General features: G+C 70.7%; 11 protein-coding genes, 1 tRNA gene and 2 CRISPR repeat arrays. Of the genes, 5 read left to right on the top strand and 7 right to left on the bottom strand.

The features are described 5' to 3' along the window. Window positions 1-253: 253 nt before the first annotated feature. The 4 genes from ACH4J0_RS19810 (at window position 254) to ACH4J0_RS19795 (ending at window position 3,854) form a co-directional block, all read left to right on the top strand. Window positions 254-1,114, top strand: a complete 861-nt coding sequence (locus ACH4J0_RS19810) for an acyl-CoA thioesterase (protein ID WP_396241757.1) — start codon at window positions 254-256, stop codon at window positions 1,112-1,114. A gap of 274 nt (window positions 1,115-1,388) precedes the next feature. Continuing rightward, a complete protein-coding gene (locus ACH4J0_RS19805) occupies window positions 1,389-2,177 on the top strand; it encodes a DUF1684 domain-containing protein (protein ID WP_396241755.1) in 789 nt (262 codons plus the stop codon). Between the two features lie 174 nt (window positions 2,178-2,351). Beyond that, entirely contained in the window at window positions 2,352-3,641 is a 1,290-nt protein-coding gene (locus tag ACH4J0_RS19800) for an MFS transporter (RefSeq protein ID WP_396241753.1), read from the top strand. Between the two features lie 139 nt (window positions 3,642-3,780). Further along, window positions 3,781-3,854, top strand: a tRNA-Pro gene (locus ACH4J0_RS19795). 1,443 nt (window positions 3,855-5,297) lie between these two features. Continuing rightward, a CRISPR array of direct repeats spans window positions 5,298-6,723; the repeat unit is 30 nt; unit sequence CCGGCCAACCTCCGCGCGGGCGGAGAGGAC. Window positions 6,724-8,914: 2,191 nt separating this feature from the next. On the opposite strand, the gene ACH4J0_RS19790 is transcribed toward ACH4J0_RS19795, so the two are convergent. The 7 genes from ACH4J0_RS19790 to casA form a co-directional block, all read right to left on the bottom strand. Next, window positions 8,915-9,751: a transposase family protein gene (locus tag ACH4J0_RS19790; protein WP_396241751.1), complete on the bottom strand. Its 837-nt coding sequence runs from the start codon at window positions 9,749-9,751 to the stop codon at window positions 8,915-8,917. A 60-nt stretch (window positions 9,752-9,811) separates the two neighbouring features. After that, entirely contained in the window at window positions 9,812-10,267 is a 456-nt protein-coding gene (locus ACH4J0_RS19785; RefSeq protein ID WP_396241749.1) for a hypothetical protein, read from the bottom strand. 1,544 nt (window positions 10,268-11,811) lie between these two features. Next, a CRISPR array of direct repeats spans window positions 11,812-12,754; the repeat unit is 29 nt; unit sequence CGGAAGACCTCCGCGTGGGCGGAGAGGAC. An 87-nt stretch (window positions 12,755-12,841) separates the two neighbouring features. Continuing rightward, the gene (gene cas3, locus ACH4J0_RS19780; protein WP_396241747.1) at window positions 12,842-15,571 is read right to left on the bottom strand and encodes a CRISPR-associated helicase Cas3'; all 2,730 of its coding nucleotides are present in this window, start codon (window positions 15,569-15,571) and stop codon (window positions 12,842-12,844) included. Window positions 15,572-15,596: 25 nt separating this feature from the next. Next, complete coding sequence (cas6e, locus tag ACH4J0_RS19775) at window positions 15,597-16,268, bottom strand: type I-E CRISPR-associated protein Cas6/Cse3/CasE (RefSeq protein WP_396241745.1); 672 nt, start codon at window positions 16,266-16,268, stop codon at window positions 15,597-15,599. Further along, entirely contained in the window at window positions 16,265-17,002 is a 738-nt protein-coding gene (gene cas5e, locus ACH4J0_RS19770; RefSeq protein WP_396241743.1) for a type I-E CRISPR-associated protein Cas5/CasD, read from the bottom strand. The genes cas6e and cas5e overlap by 4 nt, the downstream gene beginning before the upstream one ends. A gap of 84 nt (window positions 17,003-17,086) precedes the next feature. Next, entirely contained in the window at window positions 17,087-18,397 is a 1,311-nt protein-coding gene (locus ACH4J0_RS19765) for a type I-E CRISPR-associated protein Cas7/Cse4/CasC (protein ID WP_396241742.1), read from the bottom strand. After that, window positions 18,394-20,544, bottom strand: coding sequence for a type I-E CRISPR-associated protein Cse1/CasA (casA, locus tag ACH4J0_RS19760; protein ID WP_396241740.1), 2,151 nt, complete (start codon window positions 20,542-20,544; stop codon window positions 18,394-18,396). The genes ACH4J0_RS19765 and casA overlap by 4 nt, the downstream gene beginning before the upstream one ends. Before the next feature lie 799 nt (window positions 20,545-21,343). Between casA and ACH4J0_RS19755 the strand changes: the two genes are divergently transcribed. Further along, window positions 21,344-22,540, top strand: a complete 1,197-nt coding sequence (locus tag ACH4J0_RS19755; RefSeq protein ID WP_396241738.1) for a hypothetical protein — start codon at window positions 21,344-21,346, stop codon at window positions 22,538-22,540. Window positions 22,541-22,591: the final 51 nt, after the last annotated feature.

Genomic DNA, 22,591 nt, shown 5'->3' with positions numbered 1-22,591 from the left:
CTGCCTCCTGCCTCCTGCCTCCTGCCTCCTGCCTCCTGCCTCCTGCCTCCTGCTTCCTGCCTCCTGCACCGCCCCGTCGTGCGGGAGCGGGGCCCTGCGCTTCGAGGGTGCTCGGCCGTTCGTCGACCTGTCCACTCGTTTACACGTTCGAGTGAATCATTGGGTCGGGGCCGGTGAGCGGGAATGACCCGGGGCGCCGGAGAATTCGAGAGAGCTGGAGAACTCGATCGGAAACACGAGAGGGAGCGCGCGCATGGGTACCCCCGTCGACGACCTCGTCGATCTGCTGGACCTGGAGCAGATAGAACTGAACATCTTCCGCGGGCGCAGCCCCGAGGAGGCGCTGCAGCGCACCTTCGGCGGTCAGGTCGCCGGGCAGGCGCTGGTCGCGGCGGGGCGCACGGTCGAGGGCGAGCGCCCCGTCCACTCGCTGCACGCGTACTTCCTGCGCCCCGGGGTGCCCGGTGTGCCGATCGTCTACCAGGTCGATCGGATCCGCGACGGTCGCACCTTCACCACCCGCCGGGTGCTCGCCATCCAGGGCGGCCGGTCGATCTTCTCGCTCACCGCCGACTTCCACAGACCGGAGGAGGGCAGCATCGAGCACCAGTACCCGATGCCGTCGGTTCCGGCACCCGAGGAGCTGCCCAGCGCCCTGGACGAGGTCGGCTCCCGGCTCGGCGAGCTGCCCCCGTTCATCAGCCGCCGCCAGCCTTTCGACATCCGCTACGTCGAGCGGCTGCGCTGGAACAAGGAGGAACTGGTGGACGTCGAGGCGCGCAGCGGCGTCTGGCTGCGCACCAACGGCCCGCTGCCCGACGATCCGCTGATCCACGTCTGTGCCCTCACCTACGCCAGCGACATGACGCTGCTGGACGCCGTCCGAGCCCCCGTGGAGCCGCTCTGGGGCACCCGGCACTTCGACATGGCCTCGCTGGACCACGCGATGTGGTTCCACCGGCCGTTCCGGACCGACGACTGGCTGCTCTACCAGCAGGAGTCGCCGATCGCCCACGGCGCGCGCGGCCTGGCGCGCGGGCAGATCTTCGACCGGAACGGGCAGCTGGTGGTGTCGGTGGTGCAGGAGGGCCTGTTCCGGCCCCTGAAGGGCTGAGCACAGGTGTCCCGGCGGCCGCCGCGTTACCGCCACGTCGTTGCCGCTATGTCGCCGCACGGCGTCTGCTCGCGTCGCGTTGCGTTGCGTTGCGGTGCGGTGCGGTGCGTTGCGTTGCGGTCTCCGTGCAATCTCCCTGCAGTCTCCTTGCACGTTCGGCGGCTTGCCGGGGCCGTGGGAATGATCCGTACCGGCGCACGGCGTTGTGCAGGATGACCGAGACGGACGGCTCGAACGGCGGGCCGTCCGCGGACCGGAGCGGGAGGGTTCACCGATGACGGCGACGGCAGCGGAGGACTGGAAGCACTGGAGTGACCGGCGGGCGGCGTCGGTGAGCGCGCCGCACGGCCAGCTCGCACTCACCGGCACGCACTGGCTGGAGCCCGAACCGGCCGAGGTCCCGGGCCTGCCCGGGCACTGGTGGGCCGACGCCGAGGGCGTCCGGGTACGGGCCGCGGCGGTCGACGGCATCACCGTCGACGGCGCCGACGGTCCTGTGGACGGCGAGGTGCTGCTGCGCCCCGACACCGATCCGGCCGCCGACACCGCCACCCTGGGCGAGCTGCTGCTCGTCCCGATCGAGAGGGAGGGCGAGCTCGCCCTCCGGGTCTTCGACCCGGCCTCGCCCGCCCGGACGGGCTTCGCGGGCATCGCCGCCTACCCGTACGCGCCCGAGTGGGCCGTACCCGCCGTCTACACCCCCTTCGAGGAGGAGGGACAGTCGGTGCTGGTCCCGAACGCGGACGGCAAGGACCGCCCGCTGGCGGTCACCGGCACCATCGAGTTCACCGTGGCAGGCGAGCACCGCACGCTGACCGTCAGCCGCGCGGGGCAGCGCCTCACCGGCGTCATCGCGGACGCCACCAGCGGAATCGACACCTACCGCTTCCGTTTCATCACCCTGCCGGCACCCGACGGTGACGGCCGGACCGTCCTCGACTTCAACCGGGCTTACCTGCCGCCCTGCGCCTTCGCGGACCACTTCATCTGCCCGTTCCCGCCGCCGGGCAACCGGCTGGACTTCGCGGTGGAGGCGGGGGAGAAGCAGGTGCTGAGCAGGTAGAACGCGAAGCGGCGTCGTCGGCCGGCCGGGCGCGGGGCCCGGTCGGCGGGGCGGGTGAGGCGGACCCGGTGTTGGGTTTGGCGGAAGCCGGAGCAACTATGGACCGTTGTGACGACCAACCAACCCCCTGAAGCCCCGGCCGCCGATCCCCTTGCACCTCCCACTCCCTCCGCCATGCCGGCTCCGCCGGCTCCCTCCGCTCACTCCACTTCCTCCGCTTCGGCGGGCGTTCCCTGGTACCGACGAGCCTTCGCCGACCTCAGTCCGCTGCGTGAGAACCCCGACTACCGCCGGGTCTGGTCCGGACAGGCGGTGTCCTCCATAGGCCAGCAGATGACCGCCGTGGCCGTCTCCGTCCAGGTCTACGACCTGACCGGCTCCGCCTTCGCGACCGGACTGGTGGGCCTGTTCTCGCTCGTCCCGCTGGTCGCCTTCGGCCTGTACGGCGGCGCCATCGCCGACACCGTCGACCGGCGCAAGCTCGGCCTGATCGGCTCGGCTGGCCTGGCCGCCGTCTCCGCCGCCCTCGCCGCCCAGGCGCTGGCCGGGCTCGGCCTGGTGGCCGTCCTCTACGCGGCGGTCGCCGTCCAGGCCGGGTTCTTCGCGCTCAGCTCGCCCGCCCGCTCGGCGATGATCCCGCGACTGGTTCCCGCCCACCAGCTCCCGGCGGCGAACGCACTGAACACCGTCAGCATGAACCTCGGCCTCACCGTCGGCCCGATGCTCGGCGGCGTCCTGATCGGCGCCTTCGGCGCCCAGTCCGCCTACCTCGTCGACACCGTCGCCTTCACCGGCACCCTCTACGCCATGGGGCGCCTGCCCGCCATGCGACCGCACGGAGAGCGCAAAGGCCGCGCCTCCGTCCTCGACGGCCTGCGCTTCCTGCGCGAGCAGCCCAACCTGCGCACCAGCTTCCTCGCCGACCTGGCCGCGATGATCTTCGGCATGCCGCGCGCCCTCTTCCCGGCGATCGCCGTCACCTTCTACGCCGGCGACGCCCGTACCGTCGGCCTGCTCGTCTCCGCCCCGGCCGTCGGCGCCCTGATCGGCGCGCTCTTCTCCGGCTGGGTGAGCCGGGTCCACCGCCAGGGCGTCGCGATCCTCGCCGCCGTCTCCGCCTGGGGCCTCGCCATCGCGGCCTTCGGCGCACTCCACAACCTCTGGCTCGGCCTCCTGCTGCTCGCGGTGGCCGGCTGCGCCGACACCGTCAGCATGATCTTCCGCAACACGATGATGCAGGTCGCGGCCCCCGACGAGATGCGCGGCCGCCTCCAGGGCATCTTCATCGTCGTCGTGGCGGGCGGCCCCCGCCTCGGCGACTTCGAGTCCGGCGCCGTCGCCGCCCTCAGCAACCCCGCCACCTCCGTCATCACCGGCGGCCTCGCCTGCGTCGCCTGCGTCCTCCTCCTCGCCGCCCGCCGCCCCGCCTTCCTCACCTACGACGCCCGCCACCCGACCCCCTGACCAACCCCACCCCCGAAACCTGGCAGCGAGCACCCCCCGACGTGCTGTATTGTTTTCCACGTCGCCGGGACAACCGGAGACAAGGTCGAGAAGCCACCCGGCAGAGCCCTCCAGGCCCAGCCGCACGGCATCGAAACCACGGGACGTGGCGCAGCTTGGTAGCGCACTTGACTGGGGGTCAAGGGGTCGCAGGTTCAAATCCTGTCGTCCCGACGTGAGTCGGAAAGGCCGTTGGCCGGGAGAAATCCCAGGTCAGCGGCCTTTCGCATGACGCCCCGTCAGGGAAGCGAGCCACCTGCGAACACCCCTAAACGATCTTGCTGGGGACCAGTTGGGGACCAGGACCCTCCGGGCGGGCCGTGAGGAGCTGCCCCCGGGGACCAGCCAGCCGAAGGCCCACGCGTCCGCTTTCAGCCAGAGTACCGGCGGCGCAGGCCGCGTGAAAACCCTGCTCGGCGAATTCCACTGGGCTTCAGGGCGTCTCCACGGTGCAACACCGGGTGGCGGCGGGAAACGGATTCCGGCTCGGGTAGTGGATGCGTTCCGACCCTGGAGCCAGGAATCGGAGGTTCGCCCGGTCCACAGCCCAAATGCGGGCCGATCTGCCGAATTCGACACCATCCGCATGGCTCCGCCCTGTTGTTGAGACTGCACAAGAGCGAGGTGTGGCGCCGGCCCTCCGCAGCGGCCGGGCGGGGCGGCAGCGCTGTCGTAGGGTGACCGTAGGTAGCTTCCACGCAGCTGCTGCCCTTGCCCGGTGCCGGCCAAGCTGCCCCTCTCCACCTGCGGGCGTGCCGCAGTCGGCATGGGGCGAGAGCAGCTTCGACCAGGTGCCCCGGACCGCCGACCTCGCCAAGCAGTGCGGCTTCCGAGTCGTCGGGGTGATCGACCACCGCCGCTCAGGGGGTCAGTTTCATCCTTGCCGAGACCACCCTCCGCAAGGGCGGAGAGACACCAGGGCTCGAACTGCCTGTTCTATGACGGACGGCCAACCTTCGCGCGGGCGGAGGGCACGCAGTGTCGGTGGTAAAACCCTGGGCGCGGTCCGGCCAACTTCCGCGCGGGCGGGGAGGACTCCAACCACATCGCCACCAAGGCCAAGCAGGACGGAAGACCTCCGCGTGGGCGGAATGGACTGCAACTGCATCGGGTCGCCGATGCCGACCACCGACCAACTTCCGCGTGGGCGGAGAGGACCCCCTTCGCGTTGGTCGAGGTGGTGGTGACATCCGGAAGACCTCCGCGCGGGCGGAGAGCACCTGTAGGTCGATCGGATCACCCAAATCTACGACGGCGAACCCCGCGTGGGCGGAGAGGTCCTATCCGCGCCGCCGAGCAGCCCAGACGCCAACGGCCAACCTCCGCGTGGGCGGAGGGTACATCATCCTGACACGGACTCTGGTTGTACAGCCTGGTCAACCTCCGCGCGCGGGCGGAGGGCACGATGAGGCAGCGATGTACCTAATGATCCTGGCGGGTCTACCTCCGCACAGGCGGAGAGGACGGCGGCGCCCACGCTGACCTGACGAGCATCCGCGAGACCTCCGCCCAGGCGGAGAGGACGCGGTGATGCTGACCTCGAACAAGCCGGACGTCGGAAGACCTCCGCGCAGGGCGGAGAAGACTTCTCCTCCGCCATCCGGATGTGCGGCGCGGCGGCCAACCTCCGCGTAGACGGAAAGGACATGCCGGACGGCACGGTGATGCTGCGCGGCCTCGGCCAACCTCCGCGCGGGCGGAGAGCACTTCCCGGCCTCGGTCAGCTGGCCCTGTCCGCCTGGCCAACCTCCGCGCGGGCCGAGAGCACCACACACCAGTCAGCGCCGCGATCAGGCGCGACGACCAACTTCCGCGCGGGCGCACAGGACTTGGCGTTGTCGACGAAGGCGTATCCGCCGTACGGCCAACCTCCGCACGGCGGAGAGGATGGGATATAGACGGGGATGATGATGTAGGCCATCGGTCAACCTCCGCACAGCGGAGAGGACAGGATGTGCTGTATGTGGGGCTGAACCCGAACGGCCAACCTCTGCATGGGCGGAGACCACGCGGCCAGCAGGTCGAAGACGCCAGCCACCTCCGACCAACCTCCGCGCAGGCGGAGAGCACAAGGACGCCCTGGAGCCGATCCTCGGCACCACCGGCCAACCTCCGCGCGGGCGGAGAGGACCGCACCTCCGAAAGGTCGTCGCCGTAACCGCCCGGCCAACCTCCGCGCGGGCGGAGAGGACTCCTCCCACAGGCCGTGCAGCCACCACAGCGCCGGCCAACCTCCGCGCGGGCGGAGAGGACGACCCGTAGGAGCAGTAGACGATGCAGATCCGCGGCCAACCTCCGCCCAGGCGGAGAGGACGCGGTCGCCCGGTTCGCGTCGGTGCGCAGCACCGGTCAACCTCCGCGCGGGCGGGGAGGACGGCCACGCCGACCCCTCATCGGTCAACTGCCGCGGTCAACCTCCGCGCGGGCGGAGAGGACATCGAAGCCGGCGACGAGATCAAGGTCAAGACCGGCCAACCTCCGCGTGGGCGAAGAGGACCGCTGGTTCCTCGTGCTGGAGGAGCAGAACGACGGCCAACCTCCGCGTGGGCGGAGAGCGTGTGATTAGGTACACAGCCGCCAGCCGAACCGCGGCCAACCTCTGTGCGGCAGAGAGCGAGTCGATCTCAATATCCGAAGCTGTGACGGCTGCGGCCGACCTCCGCGCGGGCGGATAGCGCGGCCAGGGCGTCTGGGTGAGCATCAGGTGGGGCGACCAGCCTCCGCGTCGGCGGAGAGCACAGTATTGGCGGCCTGCTCAAGGGCGGCGTCGGCGGCCGACCTCCGCGCGAGCGGAGGGCACATGTACGCTCCGAAGGACGAGGCCGCGAAGATCGGCAAACCTCCGCGTGGGCGGAGAGAATACATTTTTGGTCGCCAGGGTCTCCACGGCGTCCGGCTAACTTCCGCGCGGGCGGAGGTACCTGCTGATCGGCGTCATCCAGATGGTGATGATCGGCCCACCTCCGCGCAGGCGGAGAGCACCCGCGCTTGGTGAACGCGGCTGGGATGCCGTCCGGCCAAACTCCGCACGGGCGGAGGGTGCGCCAGCGCTCACTTGAGCCGGTGGTGCAGGGTCGGCCAACCTCCGCCGCGAAGGCGGAGAGCACGTGACGCCGATCCGCGCCGCCGAGCAGGTCGACGGCCAACCTCCGCACGGGCGGACAGGAGACGGCGTCGGCGGCCACCTGCATCGCGGTGGTCGGCCAACCTCCGTACGGCGGAGAGCAGTGTGGACGGATTCTCGCCGAGACCCGCAGCCGCGGCCAACCTCCGCACAGACGGAGAGCACTCTGACGGAGCCAGGTATGGATCGGCGCTTCGCGGCCAACCTCCGCGCGGGCGGAAACGACCTGGGCTACGCGGCCTCGTTCCGTCCCCACGACGGCCAACCTCTGCGTGGGCGGAGGGAACCCCTCGTACTCGCGGCCGACCTCGGTCATGACCGGCCAACCTCCGCACGGGCGTAGCGCACGCCAGCGCGCGCTTGAGCTGGTAGTGCAGCGCCGGCCGACTTCCGCGTGCGCGGAGAGAACACGCTCGTCTACGACGGTGTCCGGCAGCCCAACGGTCAACCTCCGCACGGGCGGAGAGGACTGTGCCATGTCGTCGCCGAAGCTCGGCACCCACGGCCAACCTCCGCAGGGACGGAGAACAGATCGACGAATTGGCAGACCCACGATATTTGGATTGGTCAACCTCTGCGCGGGCGGAGAGCACGAGGCTAGGAATGCCCAGGAGAAGGAGGTGCTTGGCGAGCCTCCGCGCGGGCGGAGAGTACCCGCCGGTGATGAGCCGTTGGTGGGCCCCGGCCGGCGAACCTCCGCACGGGCGGAGAAAACCAGGTGCTGGCCTTCTGGGATCCGGACAAGATCGGCCAACGTCCGCGCGGGCGGAGAACATATGCAGCTGCGGGCGGTCGGGGTCGGCGGCGGCGGCCAACCTCCGCACGGGCGGAGAGCATTGTTCCCACGGAACGAACTTGATTCCGCTGTCCGGCAGACCTCCGCGCGGGCGGGGGCGCGACGAGGCAGCCATGTACCTGATGATTCTGGCGAGCCTACCTCTGCGCGGGCAGAGGGAACAGGCACCGGCGAATCGGCGTGGGGCACCTCGGCGACGGACCTTGGCGAGGGCGGAGGGCACTGAACCTTGTTCTCGGGCCAGCCGACCACATTCGGTCGACCTCCGCGCGGGCGGAGGCACTTGGGCGCACTGAATGTCACGTCCACCTATGTCGGCCAACCTCTGCGCGGGCGGAGAGGACCGCTTGGTCTCGCGCAGCGCGTTGAGCAGCTGGGGTCAACCTCCGCGTGGGCGGAGAGGGCCTCGTGCGGCTCGGCCTGGAAACCGTAGGCCGCGGCCAACCTCCGCGCGGGCGGAGAGGACCGGGCCTCGGCCGGCACGGCGATACCGCGGGCCGGCCAACCTCCGCGTGGGCGGAGAGGACACGCTCCCCGAGTTCGATCGAATCGGCCGTACCGGCCAACCTCCGCGTGGGCGGGGGCGCGACGAGGCAGGCATGTACCTGATGATCCTGGCGAGCCTACCTCTGCGCGGGCGGAGGGCACCGGCACCGGCGAATCGGCGTGGGGCACCTCGGCGACGGACCTCCGCGTGGGCGGAGAGCACGAGCGGCCCGCGACGCAGTGCAGCAGAACCCGCGGGCAACCTCCGCGCGGGCGGAGAGGACTCCAACCACATCGGCACCAAGGCCAAGCAGGACGGAAGACCTCCGCGTGGGCGGAGTGCACGTCGTTGGGACGCATCAGTTCGCGAACGCCTACGGCCAACCTCCGCGCGGGCGGAGAGCACCTGTAGGTCGATCGGATCACCTATATCTACGACGGCGAACCCCGCGCGGGCGGAGGGCACGAAATTTCCAGTCGGACGGCATAGGCATAGTTCGGTCAACCTCCGCCCGGGCGGAGAGGATGCGGGGAAATATGGTGGCGCCCATCCAAGGTACGGCCGACCTCCGCGTGGGCAGAGCGAGCACGACGAGGCAGCCATGTACCTGATGATCCTCGCGGGCCTACCTCCGCAGGGGCGGAGATCACGAAGGCTGGCACTCGCAGTCCGCGGCCACCCGCGGCCGACCTCCGCGCAGGCAGACAGCACTGAGCCTTCGCCATCTTCGAACGTGCTGGTCGGAGGGGCTGGCGTGGCGCTCGGTCGGGATGCTCGGGCTGGTCGCGGGCGGGAGTCTGCGGTCTTGATCATCCGTCAACCGTGCGTCACCGGTTGACCTCGAGGTTGGTCAGGACGAGCAGGGCGCGCAGGAGGGCGGTGGCGCGGGCGGGGTCGGTGCGGAGCTTGGTCAGCACGCGCCAGGCCTTCAGGTTCGCGAAACCGTGTTCGACCGGGGCGCGCCCGGCGGCCAGGATTCGGTTGGCCTGCTTCTGGCCCGGGGTGAGCTGGCGGGCGCGGGTGGCCTTGTAGCCGGTGACGATGACCAGGTCGTCGGGGTCCTCGGGCTTGTCGACGCCGATGAAGCCCAGGTCGGCGAGCGCGCCGAGGCCGGCCGCCTTCAGGTGATCGACGATCTTGTCGTGGCGGGTCGCCGTGGCGTCGTGGGTCCGGCCCGGCCGGGCGGCGGAGATCCAGATCAACCTGCCCTTCTCGTCGGTCAGGGCGAGGAAGTGCAGGCCGTGGCTGTGGTGCTTGCCGGAATAGTTGCGCCGGTTCTCCGCTCCGGTGCGGCGCTGGGTGGGGATCAAGGTGCCGTCGATCAGCACGACCTCGCCGCCCCGCCGGGCTACCTGGCGAAGCGCCCGGTCCAGGCGCGGGGCGCGGGCTGCGAGCAGGTCGATCATCTCGTCGCGCCAGCGCCGCAGAGTGGATTCCGGCACGCCGTTGCCGCCGGCGAGGTCCAGCAGGCGCTGGTCGTGCCGCAGCATGGCCAGCACGAGCACCGCGATCCGGCCCGGCGGCAGCGACCGCCACGGGGAACGTATCGCCTTCAGCCGGGAGCGCAGCAGGTCGGCGAGGTGGTCGATCGTGCTCGTGGACAGGTTCAGCTTGCACTGGTAGACAAGGGAGACGCCCTCGGCGGGCGCGTTGTTATTCGTCACACAATCTCAACGACCGCCGGGGGCAGCACAGTTACGCCATGCCCCGCACTGCGGTCCCGGTCACAGGCGGGCGGTGAAGCGCCCGTCGGGCAGCTTGCGCAGCCAGCCCCGCCCGGCGAGCTTGGACAGCTTTCCGCGCAACGGCTCCAGCTTGCCCCGCACCGCCACCGGAAGCCCCAGCACCTCGCCGACCCGCCTGGTCGCAACCGGGCCGCCCGCGTCGCGCACGATGGCGAGGATGCGCTGGTAGTCCGGCGGCAGCGCGTCCTCGGCCACGCCGTGCCCCCGGTGCGGGACCAGCAGCACCGCTCGGCCCGCCACCTCCACCGGCACCGGTGCGGCCGCCGCCGTCTGCGCGGCGAGCTGTTCAGCCATCCGCTGCCAGACCCGTTCGGCCACGGCGAGTTCGTCGCGCTCGGCCCGCACCTCCTCCAACTGCTTGACCAGCTGGTCTTCCAGTTCGTCCAGCTCCGCGCGTCGCGCCGCGATCCGTTCCGCGATCTCGGACTCCACCATGAATCGGATGGTAGGCGGCATGGGGCCGACGACGCGGAGGAACCGGAGAAGCCGCCCCGGCCCGCCGCGTCAGACGATCAAGACCGCAGACACCCGCCCGCGACCAGCCCGAGCACCCCGACCGAGCGCCACGCCAGCCCCTCCGACCAGCACGTTCGAAGATGGCGAAGGCTCACTGATCAGGACCGAGCCTACTACGACGCCACCGACCTATCTCCGCGCGGGCGGAGGGCACATTGCTGCTGACCGCCACTACACCGTCCCCGGCGGCCAACCTCCGCAAGGGCGGAGAGCACAGGTAGTAGTGCTCAGCCCCGCGACCAACCTCCGGCCGACCTCCGCGCGTGCGGAAAGCAGACTTCTCTGGTGACTACGTTCTTGTCCTGGGCTGGCTGACTTCCGCGTCGGCGGAGAGCAAGCTATTCGAGTCAGTCCGACCGGTGGGCTCTACGGCCAACCTCCGCGTAGGCGGAGAGCACATCTACGGAATGGGCCGCTTTTCGTCCGGTCCTGGCCGACCTCCGCGGGTGGAGAGTTCCTGAGCCGGGAGGTCAAGCTTCACGGCATGGGCGGCCAACCTCCGCACGGCGGAGAGGAAGGGATGTAGACGGGGATGATGATGTAGGCCACCGGCCAACCTCGGCACGGGCGGAGAGGACCGGTAGATCAGCGTCCCGTCGATCGCGCCCCACAGCCAAGCTCCGCGAGGGCGGAGAGCGCGGACACGTCGCCGCCCGCGTCTCCGGCGCCAACGGCGGGCCTCCGCACGGGCAGAGCGGGCAGAGCGGCGAGCTTGCGGCGCTCAGGGCCTCGCGGCCGACCTCCGCCCGGTCGGAGAGGACGCCATCGCCACCGAGTACGTGCAGCGCATGGGCGGCCAACCTCCGCACGGGCCGAGAGGACGGGTTCGCCGACCGCGGCGAGATCCGGGAGCACGGCCAACCTCCGCGCGGGCGGAGGGCGCGGGTAGATCTTCGCGTCGATGTCGCCAATCGGTGGCCAACCTCCGCGCAGGCAGGAAGCACACTCATCCAGTGACGAGCCACGTCTTGACCGCCGGCCAAGCTTCGCAGGGCGGAGAGGGCGGCGGCGACCTCCACCGCCAGGAGCATTTCACCGGTCAAGCTCCGCATGGGCAACGAAGACACCGCATTGACGTAGTTCCGGTCCTCCTTCTCCGGCCGACCTCCGCGCGGGCGGAGCACGCCTCGACCTCCTGGAGGATGGCAGCACGCGAGGCGGCCAACCTCCGCATGGGCGGAGGGCTCTGTCGATACTGCGACGTTGCATCTCGGGTGATCGGCCGACCTCCGCGCGGGCGAAGGGTACCTCCTCGGCCTCTACGTCGCGTAGGTGCGGGTGGACCAACCTCCGCCTGGGCGGAGAAGTCCAGGCTGGCCTCTCCCTGGATCCCCTGCGCATCGGTCAACCTCCGCATAGGCGGAGAGGACTCGACTTCCGCCGCGTAGCACATCTCCGACCTGGGAAGACCTCCGCGCGGGCGGAGAGGGTATCCCGCCGGAGATGCCCATGACCTCGATCGCTGACCGACCTCCGCATGGGCGAAGAGCATACGGCCGCCAGAGCCTCAGCCCGGGTGAAGTCCGGCCAACCTCCGCCCGGGCGGGGAGCACAATGCGCCGAGCCACGCCGCGCTCTTGTCGTACGGCCAACCTCCGCGCGGGCGGGAAGGACTGCGGGCAGATCTGCCGCAGCGCGGTGAGTAGCGGCCAACCTCCGCACGGGCGGAGAACATGCCGTCTGCATCATCCTGGAGTGGATGGCCCGCAGCCAACCTCCGCTCGGGTGGCGGGCACTGAGCCGGGTAGGGCCAGCGCGGCGGCGGGTTCGGCCAACCTCCGCGTGGGCGGAGAGGACGCGCTGTTCACGACCGGTGTGGCGACCATCGATGGAAGACCTCCGCGTGGGCGGAGAGGACGAACCCCCCAGCACCAACGGCGTGATGACCGCCGGAAGACCTCGCGTGGGCGGAGAGGACATCCACTGGCGGGAGACCTACTGGCGCCGCTACGGAGGACCTCCGCGTGGGCGGAGAGGACGTGCCCAAGGGCTGCAAGGACCCGGTGATGGCCGGCCGACCTCCACACGGGTGGAGAGGACACCTCCAGTCACGGGCGGAACGCCCCGCCCTCCGGCCGACATCCGCGTGGGCGGAGAGAACTGACGGAAGGCCGGCGCGACCTCGTCGGAGGCCGGAAGACCTCCGCGTGGGCGGAGAGGACGTTGGGGCCTCAGCCCTCAAGGGCGATGGGCTCGGAAGACCTCCGCGTGGGCGGAGAGGACCTCCTCCCGGCGGCGAACCCGAAGCCGCCGGCCGGAAGACCTCCGCGTGGGCGGAGAGGACGACTTCACCGACGAGGCCCGCAACGCCGATGTCGGAAGACCTCCGCGTGGGCGGAGAGGACTTGCCGCTGCCCGCGGACGAGAAGGTGATGAACGGAAGACCTCCGCGTGGGCGGAGAGGACCCTTCGCGACCTGCGGTGCTGGGAGGGCTTTGCTGTTTCTTTTATCAAGGAGCGTGGGCTGTTTGGACCTGGTCTGACTCTACGTGGTCAGCGTCTGGTGGTGGTGAGTCCGAGGGTGGGGTGGAGCTGGATGGTGGTGGTTGGGGTTCGGTAGGAGCGGGTTCCTGTTGAGGTGGCGGGTTGAGGGAGGAGGGTGAGGTGGCGTAGGCCTCCGATGGTTCGCCATCCGGGGGGTGGGGCGGTGTCGGGGTCGTGGTGTTGGAGGAGGTCGGCGCGGATGGGGAGGGTGAGGTTCATGAGGTGGCGGATGGTGTGGAGGTCGTCGGGGTTGATGGTTTCGGGTAGCGGGGTGGTGCAGCGGCGGTTGAGCCAGCGGGTGCCGTCGGGCTGGGTGTAGACGGGCAGGATGCGCAGGCTGTCGGCGCCGAGGCGGGTGGCGGGGTCGTCGACAAGGCCTTCGGAGAGGAGGTGGAGATCGTGGACCTTGCTGGGCGGGTTGATGGCGGTGATGGCGGCTTGGGCGGTGCGCTGGCGGTCCTGGACTTCGCGGGCGCGGCCGTCGGGGGTGGTGAAGTCGTCCGCGTACACGGCGTCGATGAGGTTCTGGACCTGTTGGGGCACGGCGAGGGAGACGGTCCCGGTCTTCGTGGGATCGAGATCGTGTAGCTGCTGGCGGGTGTTGAGGAGCAGGATCTTGTCGTAGATGTAGAGCCAGGCGGGCGGCATGGCGCCGGGCGGGGTGAGGACGACGAGGGTGGGGTGCTGGGCCCAGGTGGGTCGGTCGGTGCGGTGGTGTCGGTGGCCGCGGCCGGCGCGCTGGAGGAGCTGGGCTGCGGGGGCGAGGTCGGAGATGACGAGGTCGAAGTCGACGTCGAGGCTCTGTTCGCAGACAGGGCTGCTGACGACGACGAAGGGGCGGTTGGGTCGGGTGCGGCCTCGTCCGGTCCAGCGTTCGATGCGCCGGGTGATGGCGGTGCGCCGGTGGGCGGGCAGTTGGGAGTGGAGCAGGAGCAGACGGGGAGTGTCGGGGCCGGTTCCCCAGGTGGCGCGCAGGAGTTGGTGGGTGCCCTGGGCGGCGGCGACGGTGTTGCAGACGACGAGGGCGCTGCCGGTGTGGGTGTCGCGCAGCGGTGCGAGGGCGTCGAGGAGCGCGTGGGTGCGGCTGCCGAAGGTGGTGGGGTCGTCGGGGGTGGCGTCGGGCATGGTGATGGTGAGCTGGTGGGCGCGGCTGGAGGGGATGTCGTCGTGGGAGACGGTGGTGGTGCCGTTGGCGTCGGTGTAGGACCAGCCGGGGTAGGCGGGCTGGATCTTCTCGGGCACCGCCTTGGGGTTTTGGCCGGTGCGGTAGGCGTTGATGAGGCTGGCGGCGGTGCGGCCGGTAAGGGTGGCGGAGAGCAGGACGACGGGGGTGCCGAGGGCGCCGAGCCATTCGAGGAGGCGGGCGGTGAGGTAGTGCTCGTAGGCGCCGTAGGCGTGGGCTTCGTCGACGACGACGACGTGGCGAGACAGGCCGAGCCAGCGCATGGCGTTGTACTTCACCGGGAGGACCGCGGTTGCGGCCTGGTCCCAGGTGCCGGCGCAGGCGTGGGTGAGCAGGCCGCGGTATCGGCCGCGCAGCCATTCGTCGACGGTGGCGTGGTCGCAGTGCGCGGTGTCGCCGGCGGGGTTGTAATCGGCGTGGTACCAGGCCGCGGAGTGGAGGAGGGCGGTGGGGTGGCGGCGGCCGGTGAGGTTCGCGAGGTGGCGGCAGTGGTCGCGCAGGCGCTTCCACATGGCGTCGGTGGTGGCCATGGTGGGCAGCAGGACGCAGGGGCCGGCCGCGCCGCTGGCGGCGGCCAGGATCGCGCTGGCGAGGAGGGCTGACTCGGTCTTGCCGTCGCCCGTGGGGGCGGTGACGAGCAGCAGGCCGGGCCCGCCGTTCTTGATGAGGGCGGGGAGGCGCTGTTCCAGGTCTTCCTGGAGCGGGTGGAGCGGGTGGCCGGCGAGGTGGGGGAAGAGGCCGGTGAAGGCCGTGGTTTTGGGGCGGGGCGCGGTGGTGAGCTGGGCGCGCTGCAGGGCGCGGGGTGCGGCGCGGCGCGCGGCGGCGAGGTGGGCTGCCCAGTCGCCGGGGTTCTTCTTCCACTGGCGCTGGCGGGCACGGATCCAGCCGATCTGGGAGACCAGCCAGTCGGCGAGCATGACGGTGCCGGTGACGAGGACGGCGGCCGGTGCGGGGGCGACCCGGTTGGGCATGACCGGGACGCCGAGGTGGTCGGCGGCCAGGCGGAGGAGGGCTTCGCGCTGAGTGTCCCACTGTTCGCGGCCGAGGCCGGGGGCGGCGTCGAGGGGGCAGGTGAGCTGGTTGCCGTGGTGGGAGAGGGCGGGGTGCCACAGGCCGTGGTGGCCGCCGAGTATCTGGGCGAGTTGGTGGGCGACCAGGCGCAGGGGGCGGTCGTCGAGGGGGAGTTGGTGGGTGCGGTGGAGGATGTTGGGCAGGGCGAGGTGGACGCCGCGGTCGTGGCGCAGTCGCTCGCCGGGCGGGGCGGCGGGGTAGCCGGGGGTGCCGGTGAGCTGGTCGGCGTCGCCCAGGCCGCGAAGGAAGGTGGGGCTGATCTTGGCGAGGTCGTGGAGGGCGGCGAGGAAGACGATCAGGGTGCGAGCCTGGTCGTCGGTCAGGCCCCAGCCGGTGGCGATGACGCGGCGCTGGGCGGGGGTGAGGTAGGTGTTCCACAGGCGTTCGGCCATGGCGCCGGCGTCCAGGGCGTGGCAGCCGGTGGGGTAGGGCTCCTTGAGGCCGTGTTCTTTGGCGGGCAGGCGAGGGTCGAGCGGTGCGGGCACGTTGGTCGTTCTCCGGGCGGGGTGGTCAGGCGCGGTTGGGGGCGATGGAGAGCATGCCGAGGCCGAAGGCGCGGCCCTGGCCGATGCCCTGGCGCAGCGCTTCGTGGAGGGTGTCGGGGTCGGTGATGGTGGCGGTGCCTTCGAAGCGGGTGACGCGGTAGGAGATCCGCTTGCCGCTGTCGCGGTTGGCGGTGACGGCGGGTTGTTCGAGGTCGAGGACGACGTGGGGCTGGAGTCCGGCGAGGGTGGCCTGGCGGTGCCACCAGTCGATGGCGTCCTGCCCTTGCAGGGGTACCCGCTTGCCGCGGGGGCGGGCGACGCCCGGTTCGTGCGGGGCCCGCACGGCGCGGGCGGGGTGGGCGTCGATGCGGTACTGGACGATGCGGCCGGTGCCGGCCCAGTCCAGCAGCGGCGTCAGGTCGCGGTACTCGACGTCGGCGTTGGTGTAGCCGGTGGGCAGGGCGTTGCGGTTGATGGGGATCGAGGACTGGATGAGGACGGTGGCGGCCTGTTCGGTGCGTTCCAGGCGAAAGAGGATGCGGGCGGCGGCGCGGGGCTCGGCGCCGAGCTGGTCGGGGAAGAGGGCCTGGATGCGGCGGTGGAGCGAGCCGCGCTCCTTGAGGTCGTCACGGGCCTCCTGCGAGTAGGGGTTGAGGGAGAGCCGCGCGAGGTGGAGGCCTTCGGTGAGGGCGGTCATCGGGCGTTCTCCAGGTAGTCGCTGAGGGCGGTGAGGTAGGTGGTGCCGAGGCCGGCGTCCGGGGCGGGGATGTGGCGGGTGCGGTACCACACGTCGCGGTCGGTGAAGTGCCGTCCGGGCAGGGGCTGGTCGCGCAGTTGGCGATCGGGCCGGGCACCGGGTTCGGGGGCGGTGTCGTAGACGAAGCCGACGCCCTGGCGCTCGTCCCAGGACGCGGGGGCGGGACGGTGCAGCGGGAGGTGGTCGAGGGCGGCGACGGGGTCGGGGTGGGTGGTGAGGAAGATCGGCACGTCGGGCGGGCAGGAGCGGCGTCCCAGATAGGGCCCGTACACGGGGTTGGCCAGGGAGTGGGCGGCGTGGGCGATGGTGTCGGCGGGGCCGGTGATGGCCAGGGTGAACGCGGCGCCGGCGCGGTAGGCGCGTTCGGTGACCATGGTGCTGGTGCCCTCGTCGCGGGGGCCGCCCTCGGCCTTGGGCACGGCTAGGTGCGCGGGCAGGCCGCCGCCGATGGTGTGGAAGTCGACCTCCCGCTCGCCGGGGCGGTCGATGCGGATGGTGAAGCGCAGGTGCTGCAGGTCGGGGTTGGGGTGATCGCTGGAGCGGCCCATCGCGGAGGCGATCAGGCCGATCAGGGCGCCGCGGGTGGGGTGCTTCTCCGTGGGATGGATGTTGTGTTCGGCCTGCAGACCCCAGGACTGCCAAGGCGCGGACATGTGGGCGAGGATGCCGGTCATCGGGGCCTCCAAGGACGACGGGGTGGGGTGCCCGGGCCGCCGGTGGGCGGCGGGGGCACCCCGTGAACAAAGGTGCAGGAAGGGCTACTTGGTGGTCGTGCCGAGGTCGGCGATGGCGCCGGTGATGCCGTCGATGAGCTCGTCGAGGCCGCCCAGGCGCTTGCCCAGGGCCGGGATGTCGTCGTCGACGAGGCCAGTGTGGGCGTGGAAGGCGCGTCCCCTGATGCCGAGGAAGCGGTCAGTGGCCGCGGCGTGCTTGCCGAGCGCGGCGAGGGAACCGGGCAGGAAGCCGCCCTCCTCGGCGGCCCGGACCGGGGTCTCGAACGCCCCGACCAGGTTGATCGGACGGTCGGTGCGCACCGCGGTGTAGACGAGGTGCGGCAGGGTGAACGCGGCGGTGTTGTTGCCCTTGGCCGGCAGCACGGTGGTGATGAACGAGCGGGTGAACGCCTCCAGGACCTCCCGGGCGGTGGCCTCGTCGCCGTCGAGGTTGCGGACCAGCTCGTGCCAGTTCAGCGAGGCGTAGCGGTAGTACACGCCGGTGGTGTACCGCTGGTCGCCGATGTGTCCGGCGCCGGTCTCGGTGCCGCCGGTGAGGACGTCGTCGACCGCGGAGAAGAAGTCGACCTGGACCGACAGGCGGTGGGTGGTCAGGCCGTGGGCGACCTGGACGGCGCCGTTGACGCTGGACTCCGCCTCGTTGGCGAGCATGCGGCCGTAGGCGGCGACGGCGGCGTTACGCGAGCGCAGGATCGCCAGCACCAGGGCCTTCAGCTCCTTCGGGGCGTGCTTGGCCATCACCGCGCCAGCGGCGGACTCCGCCTCCTCGTCTTCCTCGTCCGCCTCGGCCTGGTCGTCGACGTCGGCCGTGTCGCTGCTCTTGGCGGGCCGCTTCTTCTTGGCCTTGGCGAGTTCGGCCTCGACCTTGGCCAGGGCCCCCGCCAGCTGCTCGCGCTCGGCCTCCGCGAGGTCGGCGAAGTCGGTGAGGGCCGCTTCGGGCAGGAACAGCAGGGCGTTGGTGCCGCCGTTGTCCGCCACACCCAGACCCTTGACGTGGGCGCAGTAGATGAGCATCTGGGCGGCGGCCAGGGCCTCCTGCGCGTCCCAGCCGCGTTCCGCGAGGATCGCCGCGACCTCCTTGGGCACCTGCCGGGTGCGCAGCGCCCGGACACCGAGGGTCTTCTCCACATCGGTGCGGGTGTGGCGGCGGGTGTTCTGCGCGGACAGCCGCCCGCGCACCGTCGCGCCGTACGAGGCGGTCTTCGGCGCGCCCTGGCGGTCGCGGTTCAGGTTGGAGTACGGGAACGACTGGATAAGGTGGACATCGACGTGCACCTTCTGCGCCGGGTCGAAGACCGAACCCGTGGTGGCCTCGGCGTCCTTGGTGGTGGTCATGCGGCGTTCTCCTTCGAAGCGGTGGCGGGGTGGAAGGCGTGGATCCAGTCCAGGCGGATCGCATCGGCGTGGCGGGGCCAGCGGGTCAGGTCGCGCAGGAGCACGGACCAGGTGACGGGGACCTTCTGCGAGCGCAGCTGGCTGATCGCGCCGGGAAGGGTGAGAACGAGGTCGTCGAGTTCGAGGCCGGCCAGGGAGAGCAGCGCGTCGCGGGCGTTGCCCGCGCGCATGCCGCGGTTCGCCGCCTCGCGGTAGGTCCAGCCGAGGTTGTGCCGCAGAACGCCCGGCCGCGGCGGCCGGGGCCTGCGCTTTCCGGCGGTCTTGGGGTTCGGGGCGTCATGGAAGGCGTAGAGGCAGGCGATCAGGATGAACAGCCGGGCCTGCCGCGGATCGACGATGGACCCGCGGACGCGGTCGGTGGGCTCGGCGTCCAGCAGCGCCTCGACGAGGTGGAACGGAGCGCCCTCGGTCAGGTCGCAGGCCAGGCCGTCGGCGAGCCGGGCCCGGCCGCCGGACGTCGAGCAGACCTTGGCGACCAGACGCAGGAAGTCGTCGAACACCTCCAGCGGACTGGGACGGCTGGAGGCGGCCGTTGCCGTGGGCGGCTCGGCGGACGCGGTGTCGGCGGTCACGGGTTTGGCCTTTCCACGGCGGGGAGCGGGAGGGGAGATGACGGAGTGGCGGTGGGCGGCGATCGGGTCCATGCCGTCGACCGTGGCGGCCTGCGGTGCGGTCACGGCGTCGTAGACCTGCAGCGCGATCCGGCGAAAGCCCGGACCGGAGGGCCGCGCCCTGTCCTCGACGGCGTCCTCGACCGCGGGCTCGGCCGTGATCGCAGCCCAGAACGGCGCCTCTGCCCGGTCCCAGAACGCGGCGTCCGCCGACTCCGTCCAGGCGTTCTGCTTCGGGTTGCTGCCCATGTCCCGCCACGCGGCCCGCAGTGCGGTGCCGAGCGACTTGGCGGCGTCCTCGGCGGCCTTACGGGTCCGGCAGACCAGCGCGGACCGCTGCGGATCACGTGACGGCAGGTACGGGGCGACCGCCACCGGAGTGGTCTCGGCCCACCAGTGCTCCATGCCACCGGCCTGCGCAGCCTGCTGGCATCCCAACACCCGCACCCGGACGTCGGAGAGAACGTCCAAGGCCTTCGGTGGCAGGTCAGCGAACGTGCTCAGCCAGATCGGCGGCACGCTCGACACCTTGGCGCTCGCCGATGCGTCCTTCGCGTGCGCGAGCGCGTCGAAGTCCCGGAGGAGCGATCGGCCGGCGTTCGCCAGCCGGGCCTTGCCCGCCGACGTCGTCATGGTGAACGGATCGACGGCCGCCGGCAGATCGGTGCGCGTACCCCAGGCGATCCAGCACGAAGTCGTCTCCGCACCAGCCACCCCGGGCGCCAGCTGCACGGAGTGAGCCGCCCGGCCCGTCAGCAACGACACCGGCCCGCACGCCGCGACCGGAGCCAGCGGATCCGGCAGCTCCTCGCGCTCCCACGGCGCCAAGTCCTCACCCGGCAGCTGCGGCCACCGCGACGGCGGCGGACACCCCAGCACCAGCGACGTGAACAGGCTCTCGCCCACCGGGAAGTAGGAGACCGTCCGCCGGTTGGGCCCCGCCTTCGACGACTTCGTGCTCTGCCCACCGTGACTGCGCAAGGCCGCCATCCCGCACGGCCCGTAGTCCCGCCACGCCAGCAGCCACCCGAACGCATCCGCCGACGCCACCGGAACCTCCTGCGGCACCCGGCTGCGCCACGGCTGCGTGTTGCCCGACGGGCGGGTCATCGCCAACCGTCCCGGCGCCGAGGCCTTCGTGCACTCGGCAGCCAGGCGCGGGTCCTGGAGGAACGGCCTTGCCGGGTCGTAGAGGTCAAACCGGCCCGGGAACTGCTCCAGGTAGCCGTCCACTGCTGCCGCATCGAAGCGGCCGGCCAGCAGCAGGGCCTGCTGTACGTCCTGCCACTCGTATTCGTCCGGCACGTCCAGCCCCGTCACGCGCACGGCCAGAGCGGTCAGGAACCGCCGCAGCGCTGCTTCGACGGCGACATGCGGCACTTGCAGGTCGGCAATAAGGTGGGCGGCCACCAGTACCTGGCGCACGCTCATCTGGACGGCCCCGCCCGGGAGGGCGCCCGGCGCTAGCTCGGTCACCTCTCCGTCGTCGGCATCGGCGCGAATCCGCACCAGGACGCACGGCGAAGCCATCACACTGAAACTGGGCAGCGAAGGCAAGGCGCTACTCCTCTTTGACAACTAAGAGACGGCTTCCGGTAGTTGGCGGCAAGTGCCCTTCACTGCCGAGATCGGGCGGGGCCGCCGGACGGGCGATGGAGGGAACATAGGCTCGTCAGCAATTCCTGACAAATCATCAGCAAACTTGTGCGAATAGCTACTTGGAGGATCTGTCGGACCGCCCGTGTACGGTGAGCGAGGCCGCACGCCACACTCGTCGGAGGCGAAGCGCGTTGGTGGGGGCGGGGGTTGGGATCGGTTGCTGTGAGCATTGACCGGCCAACGGGCGCGTCCGGGGCGAATGGTCAACCCTGAATCGCGAGGCGGGCATGCAGGGCCTTGATGGTCTTTGTGCGCACCGATAGATCGCGGCTGTTGGCAGCGGGGAGTGTCCGAGGCTGGTGATACTGGGGCGGCCAACCCGGCCTGCCGTTGATCCGGTGAGCTCCTTTCGACGTCTCGGATCTTCACTGGGAGACCCTGTCGGCGGATGCGCCCCTGTGGCGTGAATCACAGGATCGGGGGCACTGGAAGCCTTGGTGATGGTCGTCGAGGAACAGTCATCGAACAGCCGCGATTGCGACTCCTCAACGGCCGGCCCCCGGCGGCCGGGTAGTCACGTCGGGTGAACAGGGCTCCATCGCGAGGCTGCCGGCTATGCGTGGGCCGTATCCTCCGACGCAGGCGGTCGCAGGGGACGGTTGAAGGAGCGGATGCAATGGCCGAGCAGCGTGGCGGGGCGTCAAGGCAGGCGGATCCGTCCGGCCTCGTGATGGAGTTCCAGCATGCCTACCGATTGCTGGATCCCGGCACAGATGATGTCCACCATTGGCGCGTGAGTGTGACCGACGCCGGTGGCGGTCAGGTCGGGCTACTGGGCATCAGTCGCTGTCGGCCATGGGGTGTCGGCAACTTCAGCGATCGTCTCAGGGACGAGAGTCCGCTGCTCGCTGTGATCGCCTCCGAACTCCTCACACCGGACGGCGACCCGAACGTGAGGTTCGACGGCGCTGTCGAGATGGCAGTGGGGGACTTCCTCGTGATCGAGCATCTCGACTTGGCGGCGCCGTACGACACTCCGCTGGTCGCGGCTGCGGTGGTGGCGAGTGCCGCCGATCGGCTCGCCGGTGACTGCGGAACGATCGTCATCCCCCGATCAGCGTTCGTCCTTGAGGGAGGCAAGCTTCTCGATGAGGCGGGTGCGCTGCTCCAGGCGTTCGAGTTCAGCGACCGCTTGCGACTGATTGACACCGCGCTTGCCGCCTCCGAGGAGGCCAGCCGACAGGTCAGAGAGCGGCTTGGGAGACGGCGTGTCGAGCGCTGGGAGGAAGGCCCGGACGAGGAGGTTGACGAGGACAACTGGCAGCTGAGTGCGCGCACCGCCACCGTACTGCAGGCAGCCCTGGAGGATCTGTCGCAGCAGGCTTGGGAGGAGGTCGTGGCATTGGACGATGAGCCCCTGGCCCGAGGAGCCGCCGGCCTGTTTGCGGAGCTCCCGCCGTTGACGTTCCATCGCCCCCGAGCTTGGCGCAAGCACATGGCCCGCGCGTTCGATGATCTCTGCGCTGATCTCGATGCCGGGAAGACGCCCTACCCGCGGTGCACCGGCGAGGAGATGGCCCTGCATCTGGCGATCCGGCAGGCCAAGACGCTGCTGCGTGATCGCCCTAACCGGATCACGGACCTTGTGCATGAGCTGCCAGTCAGCGAGGACGACTTCGACTGGGAGGCATGCCTGGACCTCCTGTTCGAGGATCACGACGTCCTGTTGCTGTTCGACCGCAGCCTTGACGGCGTCGATGATGCCGACAGCGAGATCAGTCAGAAGCTGGGAACCGTGAACCTCAACCCGGATGACTGGTTCGAGCCGTTCGGCGAAGAACGCGATCCACAGCGAGGGTTCCGGCACGAGTGACCGTGCCCCACGACGAGTACCTGGGTTAACGCGCTGGGTCCTCCGTCCGGG

Source organism: Kitasatospora sp. NPDC017646 (assembly GCF_044329365.1).
Classification (GTDB): domain Bacteria; phylum Actinomycetota; class Actinomycetes; order Streptomycetales; family Streptomycetaceae; genus Kitasatospora.
This window is presented reverse-complemented; position numbering and strand designations above follow the sequence as displayed.

Coding starts and splice junctions, on each gene's coding strand:
- ACH4J0_RS19810 (WP_396241757.1), top strand. CDS start 254: ATGGGTACCCCCGTCGACGACCTCGTCGATCTGCTGGACCTGGAGCAG.
- ACH4J0_RS19805 (WP_396241755.1), top strand. CDS start 1,389: ATGACGGCGACGGCAGCGGAGGACTGGAAGCACTGGAGTGACCGGCGG.
- ACH4J0_RS19800 (WP_396241753.1), top strand. CDS start 2,352: ATGCCGGCTCCGCCGGCTCCCTCCGCTCACTCCACTTCCTCCGCTTCG.
- ACH4J0_RS19785 (WP_396241749.1), bottom strand. CDS start 10,267: ATGGTGGAGTCCGAGATCGCGGAACGGATCGCGGCGCGACGCGCGGAG.
- cas6e (WP_396241745.1), bottom strand. CDS start 16,268: ATGACCGCCCTCACCGAAGGCCTCCACCTCGCGCGGCTCTCCCTCAAC.
- cas5e (WP_396241743.1), bottom strand. CDS start 17,002: ATGACCGGCATCCTCGCCCACATGTCCGCGCCTTGGCAGTCCTGGGGT.
- ACH4J0_RS19765 (WP_396241742.1), bottom strand. CDS start 18,397: ATGACCACCACCAAGGACGCCGAGGCCACCACGGGTTCGGTCTTCGAC.
- ACH4J0_RS19755 (WP_396241738.1), top strand. CDS start 21,344: ATGGCCGAGCAGCGTGGCGGGGCGTCAAGGCAGGCGGATCCGTCCGGC.